The organism is Simplicispira piscis (genome assembly GCF_054783455.1).
Genome location: NZ_BAAGQN010000028.1, coordinates 55,851 through 62,485 on the forward strand (window position 1 = coordinate 55,851; position 6,635 = coordinate 62,485).

Consider the following 6,635-nt stretch of genomic DNA (forward strand, 5'->3'; position numbering starts at 1 on the left):
CCTTGAAACCTGTCCCCGCACCCATGGAGCATGGCGCGGGGTTTTTTTTGGGCCGCCATCGTCTGGGGGGACATATCTTCCGATATCAGATGACCTTGCAACGGGTGAAGGGCTGGCTTTGAAAAAGGAATGGGCGCCGTCACGGCATGTTACGGCGCCCATTCCTATCAAAGAAGGGCCACAGCCCCGCAGATCAACCCTTCTTTTGCAGCATCTTGATCACGCTGGAAAAATCTTCCCCGCCATGCCCTGCCAGGCTGTGCGCGGCATAAATGGCGCGGGCCATGCCGCCCAGGGGGGTGCTGGCTTTCACGGCCATGGCGTTTTCTTGCGACAGGCCCAGGTCCTTGAGCATCAGGTCGGTGCCAAAGCCGCCGGTGTAGCCACGGGTGGCGGCGCTGGCTTCTTGCACGCCGGGGTAGGGGTTGTAGACCTCCAGCGCCCAGTTGCCGCCCGAGCTGCGGCGCATGATTTCAGACAGCACCTTGGGGTCCAGGCCATTGGCCACGCCCAGGGCGATGGCTTCGCTGGTGCCCACCATGAGGATGCCGAGCAGCATGTTGTTGCAGATCTTGGCGGTCTGGCCGGCGCCCACGGCCCCGGCGTGGAAGATGTTCTTGCCCATTTTTTCGAGCAGAGGCCGGGCGCGCTCCAGCGCCGCTGCGTCGCCGCCGACCATGAAGGTCAGTGTGCCGGCAATGGCGCCGCCGGTGCCGCCCGACACCGGCGCGTCGATGAACTGCGCGCCTTGCGCTTCGGCGGCCTTGGCCACTTTTTGTGCGGTGGCGGCGGCGATGGTGGACGAATCGATCACCAGGGTGCCCTTGGCGATCTGCGCCAGCAGGCCCGGCTGGCCGTTGGCACCGAAGAACAGGCCATCGACATGGTGGCTGGCGGGCAGCATGGTGATGACCGCTTCCGCGCCTTGCACGGCGGCGAAAGCGTCTGTTGCAATCGGCACGCCACTGGCCGCGAGCTGCTCGCAGGCGGCTTTGGACAGGTCGAACGCGCGCACTTCGTGGCCCGCCTTGTGCAGGTTCAGGGCCATAGGGCCGCCCATGTGGCCCAGGCCGATGAATGCGATTTTCATGGTGTTGTCTCCGGTGGTGGTGGGTGAAATGGTATGGATTTGATAGCTGTCAGCGCTTTACAGCTAAGCGCTGGAGGCCAAAATGGCTTGAATTTCAGGGGGCGACATCCGCGCCGCGCGCCAGCAGCTCGGCGCGCAGCACCGAGCGGTGGCAGCGCGCCTCGTCTTCGCAGTAGCAGCCGACTGACAGGGCGCTGTGCTGCGACAGCGCGGCCAGCAGGTCGAGCGTGCGGCTGGCCTCGGGCTGGGCCAACTCCTTGCGGAACTGCTTGACGAACTGTTCCCATTCCTTGTCGGTCTGCGCCTGCTGGCCCTGGGCCATGGCTTCGGGGGAGGGCGAGAGCAGCGGGTACCACACGTCGTAGTAGTCGCGGCTGGCGAACTCGGCCTTGGGCACGCCGCGTGGCGGGCGGCGCACGGTGCCGATGCGCGTGCCTTCCCCGGCGGCGCGCGGGGAGCCGAGGCGGACGATGCGAAGGGGCATGGTGGTTTCCTCCGGGTCAATGGATGGGGTTCAGTCTTCGGCGTCGAAGATGCTGTGTTTTCTGTTGGCCGGCTGGGCGCTGTTTTTCTTCTTCGTGCCTGCGCCGGGCGCTTTCTTGCGCGGCGGCGTGGCCTTGGCCTGCGGGTTGTAGGCCAGGGCTCCTTCGAGCCAGAAGATCCACTGCGCGCGCGTGGCGTAGCCGTTGGGTTCGACCCAGAAGTAGCCCTGCATGCCGCCACCAGGCGAGAGTTCGCGCGTGTTCTGCATCTCCTGGAACTCGCCATGCCGCTGGGGCGGCAGGCGCAGCAGCAACTCATCGCCCTTGACGCCGATGCACAGCTTGCCGTCCACGAAGAAGCAGTAGCTGCCAAACAGGGTGCGCTCATCCACATCGTCGCGCCGCGCCAGAAAAGCGCGCACGGCGTTGATCAGGTGCAGCGTTGCGTCGGCAATGGGGCGGGCGGGCATGGGTGTGGATGAAATAGGCCGCTAACGCTGATGCATCAATCGCCAGAAGCTATGAAAAACCTAGCGAATCGCATCGGGCGCGTCGCTCTCGAGCATGCGCCGGGCGATGATGACGCGCATGATTTCGTTCGTGCCCTCCAGGATCTGGTGCACGCGCGCGTCGCGCAGCAAGCGCTCCAGCGGGTATTCGCGGATGTAGCCGTAGCCGCCGTGCAGCTGCAGTGCCTCGTTGCACACGGTAAAGCCTGCATCGGTGGCAAAGCGCTTGGCCATGGCGCAGTAGGTCGATGCATCCGGGTCGCTGGCGTCGAGTTTGCTGGCGGCCAGGCGCACCATCTGGCGGGCGGCAACCAGTTCGGTGGCCATGTCGGCCAGCTTGAACTGCAGGGCCTGAAAGCTCGCCAGGCTTTTGCCAAACTGTTTGCGCTCCTGCATGTAGGCCTGCGCTTGCGCCAGCGCGCCTTGCGCCGCGCCCACCGAGCAGGTGGCGATGTTGATGCGGCCGCCGTCCAGGCCCTTCATGGCGATCTTGAAGCCTTCACCTTCGCTGCCCAGCAGGTGGTCGACGGGGATGCGTACGTTGTCAAAGCTGATGGTGCGCGTGGGCTGGCTGTTCCAGCCCATCTTGTGTTCTTTTTTGCCGTAGCTGATGCCGGGGGTGTTGGCGGGCACGGCAAACGCGCTGATGCCGCGCGCGCCCGACTGCGCATCGCCCGTGCGGGCCATGAGCACCAGCACATCGGTGGCGCCGGCGCCCGAGATAAAAGCTTTGGAACCGTTGATGACGTATTCATCGCCCACCCGATCGGCCCGTGTCTTGAGTGATGCCGCGTCCGAGCCCGCGCCAGGTTCGGTCAGGCAGTAGGACGCGAGTTTTTCGCCCGTGGTCAGCAGCGGGCCCCAGTGGTCGCGCACCGCTGGGGTGGCCCAGGTGCCCAGCATCCAGGTGGCCATGTTGTGGATGGTGATGAAGGCGGTGGTGCTGGGGTCGATGGCGGCCATTTCCTCAAACACCAGCGTGGCGTCGAGGCGGGGCAGGGCGAGGCCACCGGCGTTCTCAGGGGCATAGAGCCCGCAAAAGCCCAGTTCGCCCGCCTTGGCAATCGCGTCTTTGGGGAAGATGGCTTCGGCGTCCCATTGTGCGGCGTGGGGCGCGAGTTCGGCCTGGGCAAATTGGCGCGCCGTGTCGGCAAAGGCACGCTGGTCTTCGGTCAGTTCAAAGTCCATCGGCGGGTCTCCTGGTGTGTTTTGCTTTTGTTTTGATAGCTGCTTGCGCTTACAGAATAAGTACTGGAGCCTGATTTGACTTCAATTTCCTGGCCATCACCGTTGGCAGGTGTTTAAACCTGGGCGCGACCCCATACCAGTGCCTCCGCGCAAGGGCCGCCCTGCCGCGCTGGTGGCGTCCCCCTTCGCATCGCGCAGCAAAAGGGGGAAGACGCGAAGCGGCTCAGGGGGTTACTTCAAGCTAATGGTTGTGTTCACACCATGCGAAGTGGTGCTGTCGTCAAACCAGCGGGCCGTGACAGTCTTGGTCTGGGTGTAGAACATTACCACTTGCTTGCCGTAAGGGCCCAGGTCGCCCAGCTTGGAGGCGCGCGAACCGGTGAACGAGAACAGCGGCACCGGCACGGGGATTGGCACGTTGATGCCGACCTGGCCGACGTCGATTTCTTCCTGGAACTTGCGCGCTGCGGCGCCCGACTGCGTGAAGATGGCGGTGCCGTTGCCGTTGGGGTTTTCGTTGATGAACTCGATGGCCTGGTCGATGTCGTCGGCGGCCACCAGGGCCAGCACGGGGCCAAAGATTTCCTGGTCGTAAATGGCCATGCCGGGCTTCACATTCGAGAAGATCGTCGGGCCGACAAAGTTGCCCTTCTCAAAGCCTGCCACCTGGGGCTTGCGGCCGTCGAGTTCCAGCTTGGCACCCTCAAGCACGCCGCGTTCGATCAGGCCTTCCACACGCGAGAGGGCGGCGCAGGAGATGACGGGCCCCACATCGGTGCCCTTTTCGGTACCGGCGTTGACCTTGAGCGTTTGGGCCTTGGCGACCAGCTCGGGAATCCACTTTTGCGACTCGCCCACCAGCACCACCACGGGCAGGGCCATGCAGCGCTGGCCGGCGGCGCCAAACGCAGCACCAGCGATGGCATTGAGGGTTTGTTCCTTGTTCGCATCGGGCAGGACGATGGCGTGGTTCTTCGCACCCATCATGCATTGCGCACGCTTGCCGGCCAGGGTGGCGCGGTTGTACACATGGGTGCCCACCTTGGTGGAACCGACAAACGACACCGCCTTGATGTCCTTGTGGTCGCAGATCGCGTTGACGGCCATTTCGCCGCCGTGGATCACGTTCAGCACGCCGGGAGGGATGCCCGCTTCGAGTGCCAGCTCGCACAGGCGCATGGTGACCATGGGGTCTTGCTCGGAGGGCTTGAGCACGAAGGTATTGCCGGTGGCAATGGCCATGGGGAACATCCACAGCGGAATCATGGCCGGGAAGTTGAACGGCGTGATGCCTGCGCACACGCCCAGGGGCTGCAGCAGGGTGTAGGTGTCCACGCCGCCGGCCACGTTGTTGGCCAACTCGCCCAGCTGCAGGTTGCCAATGCTGGCGGCATGTTCAACCACTTCCAGGCCACGGAACACGTCGCCTTCGGCATCGGGCAGTGTCTTGCCCTGTTCGGCCGTCAGGATGGCGGCCAGCTCGCCCATGTTTTCACGGATGAGCTGTTGGAGTTTGAGGAAGATGCGGGCGCGCGCGCCGATGGGGGTTTTCTTCCAGGTCTTGAAGGCTTCCTTGGCCGAGGCCACGGCGGCGTTGATTTCGTCCTGCGTGGCAAAGGGCACACGGGCCAGCACCTGCTGCGTGGCGGGGTTGACCACGTCGCGCCACTCGGTGGTTTTGGATTCGACGAACTGGCCGCCGATCAGCAGCTTGACGGTGGGGGCCAGTGCGGCCACGTTGGTAGGTGCGTTCATGCAGTTGTCTCCTGAAAGGATGGGCTTGATTGCCCGAAACCCCCTGATGGTATATGTGCATAATTGTCAGCACAAGAGATAAAAGCGCGCACAGTATCTGCATTTATGCACACTATTTCGCAAGGCGCGCGTAAGAACCGGGTCAAACAAGCCTGTAGCGGGAGATACGATGGACTGGGACAACCTGCGCTTTTTTCTGGAACTGGCCCGCACCGGCACGCTGGCGGGCGCAGCGCGGCGCCTGGGCGTGGAGCACACCACCGTGTCGCGCCGCATCCAGGCGCTGGAAAAGCAAATGGGCGCCACCCTGTTCGCCCGCGAGGCGGGGGGCCATCGCCTGGCCGAGGCGGGGCGTCACCTGCTGCCCTCGGTCGAGGCCATGGAGGCAGCGGTGCTGGGGGTGGAGCGTGCGGCCCCCACGCCGGGCGGCGGCCCCTCGGGCCTGGTGCGCGTGGGCGCCACCGAAGGTTTTGGCACCCAGATACTGGCGCCGCACCTGGCGCGCTTGACGCAAAAGCACCCGCAGCTGTCCATTGACCTGCTGGCACTGCCGCGCATGCTGCACCTGAGCCGGCGCGAGGCCGACATCGTCATCTCGCTCGAACGCCCCACGCGCGGCTCGGTCATCGTCGCCCGGCTGACCGACTATGTGCTGCACCTGTATGGCCAGCGCGACTACCTGGCCCAAACGTTTCCCGTGACCCAGCGCGAAGACCTGTGCCACCATGCCTTCATCAGCTATGTGGACGACCTGCTGTTCACCAAGGAGCTGCAGTTTCTCGATGCCCTGCACCAGCCCGAGCGCTTCGCGTTTCGCAGCACCAGCATTACCGCGCAATACGAAGCCGTGCGCGCCGGTGCCGGTTTGGCGGTGCTGCCGGCCTTTCTTGCCGACCGCGACCCCCTCCTCGCGCGCGTGCTGCCGCACGAGGCGCGCTTCACACGCACCTTCTGGATGAGCATGCCAGCTGAGGGCAAGCATTTGGCGCGCATGCAGGCGGTGTGGGGTTTTTTGAAGGAGACGGTGCAGGGCGCCCAGGGGCTGCTGGTGCCCACGGGGGCGGGGTGAGGTGGCTGGTGTGCGGGCCGACCTCAGGTGTTAGGACGGTGTAACAAAAAGTTCTATGATGTGCTGCGTTCAAAAACGTTGGGCTATTCATCCGTGAATTTTTAGGTTTGCCTAAACAAGAATTTCAAGGTTTGCTCGAGGTTATTTTGAAAACTTTATTTTTTAGTGGGCATTCAATCTTGTTGAGATTGTCGTCTAAATCTAGTTAGTCCCGCAGACACCCCCATTTATGCAGGCAGCTATTCATTCCAGCGCTTCGCCTTTCTCCAAGGTTTCTTCTTTGGGGTTTGGGCGCTGCGCCCGGCTTCGCCTGCATGCGCTGCGTCAGTTTGTGGCCTTTTTAGCCTCCGGCGCTCGCCAGTCAAGCGCCAGCAGATATCTTTTTTGCAGCGCTGCGCCGCTTCCGTGGCCCAGCGCTTTTTCGTGGGTCGCGTGCGTCTTCAAGTCCAGGCGCTTCCTTTTGGCCTTCGGGTCTAACTCTGCATATATGGACTCCCCCACAAGTTCAAGAAACTGATCGATATTTTGGTTGTTGGGGAAGC

7 protein-coding genes are annotated in these 6,635 nt (G+C 63.5%); 2 read left to right on the forward strand and 5 right to left on the reverse strand.

What is annotated here, in order from left to right:
- Window positions 1-193: 193 nt before the first annotated feature.
- From mmsB to ACYVOC_RS17665, 5 genes are all read right to left on the reverse strand, one after another.
- A complete protein-coding gene (gene mmsB / locus ACYVOC_RS17645) occupies window positions 194-1,090 on the reverse strand; it encodes a 3-hydroxyisobutyrate dehydrogenase (RefSeq protein ID WP_461162639.1) in 897 nt (298 codons plus the stop codon).
- 94 nt (window positions 1,091-1,184) lie between these two features.
- Entirely contained in the window at window positions 1,185-1,574 is a 390-nt protein-coding gene (locus tag ACYVOC_RS17650; RefSeq protein WP_461162640.1) for a DUF488 domain-containing protein, read from the reverse strand.
- 30 nt (window positions 1,575-1,604) lie between these two features.
- Window positions 1,605-2,042 (reverse strand): TfoX/Sxy family protein, encoded by a 438-nt coding sequence (locus ACYVOC_RS17655; RefSeq protein ID WP_461162641.1) that lies wholly within the window; start codon window positions 2,040-2,042, stop codon window positions 1,605-1,607.
- A 60-nt stretch (window positions 2,043-2,102) separates the two neighbouring features.
- Complete coding sequence (locus ACYVOC_RS17660; protein ID WP_461162642.1) at window positions 2,103-3,269, reverse strand: acyl-CoA dehydrogenase family protein; 1,167 nt, start codon at window positions 3,267-3,269, stop codon at window positions 2,103-2,105.
- A gap of 231 nt (window positions 3,270-3,500) precedes the next feature.
- Window positions 3,501-5,024, reverse strand: coding sequence for a CoA-acylating methylmalonate-semialdehyde dehydrogenase (locus tag ACYVOC_RS17665; protein ID WP_461162643.1), 1,524 nt, complete (start codon window positions 5,022-5,024; stop codon window positions 3,501-3,503).
- Window positions 5,025-5,193: 169 nt separating this feature from the next.
- On the opposite strand from ACYVOC_RS17665, the gene ACYVOC_RS17670 reads away from it, so the two are divergent.
- Together ACYVOC_RS17670 and ACYVOC_RS17675 are read left to right on the forward strand one after the other, a co-directional pair.
- Complete coding sequence (locus ACYVOC_RS17670; protein ID WP_461162644.1) at window positions 5,194-6,093, forward strand: LysR family transcriptional regulator; 900 nt, start codon at window positions 5,194-5,196, stop codon at window positions 6,091-6,093.
- Window positions 6,094-6,322: 229 nt separating this feature from the next.
- Window positions 6,323-6,610 (forward strand): DUF1010 domain-containing protein, encoded by a 288-nt coding sequence (locus ACYVOC_RS17675; protein WP_461162645.1) that lies wholly within the window; start codon window positions 6,323-6,325, stop codon window positions 6,608-6,610.
- The last annotated feature ends 25 nt before the right edge of the window (window positions 6,611-6,635 follow it).

What these genes read in the sequence shown, in the direction of transcription:
- mmsB (WP_461162639.1), bottom strand. Translation starts at nt 1,090, where the DNA reads ATGAAAATCGCATTCATCGGCCTGGGCCACATGGGCGGCCCTATGGCC.
- ACYVOC_RS17650 (WP_461162640.1), bottom strand. Translation starts at nt 1,574, where the DNA reads ATGCCCCTTCGCATCGTCCGCCTCGGCTCCCCGCGCGCCGCCGGGGAA.
- ACYVOC_RS17675 (WP_461162645.1), top strand. Translation starts at nt 6,323, where the DNA reads ATGCAGGCAGCTATTCATTCCAGCGCTTCGCCTTTCTCCAAGGTTTCT.
- ACYVOC_RS17660 (WP_461162642.1), bottom strand. Translation starts at nt 3,269, where the DNA reads ATGGACTTTGAACTGACCGAAGACCAGCGTGCCTTTGCCGACACGGCG.
- ACYVOC_RS17665 (WP_461162643.1), bottom strand. Translation starts at nt 5,024, where the DNA reads ATGAACGCACCTACCAACGTGGCCGCACTGGCCCCCACCGTCAAGCTG.
- ACYVOC_RS17655 (WP_461162641.1), bottom strand. Translation starts at nt 2,042, where the DNA reads ATGCCCGCCCGCCCCATTGCCGACGCAACGCTGCACCTGATCAACGCC.
- ACYVOC_RS17670 (WP_461162644.1), top strand. Translation starts at nt 5,194, where the DNA reads ATGGACTGGGACAACCTGCGCTTTTTTCTGGAACTGGCCCGCACCGGC.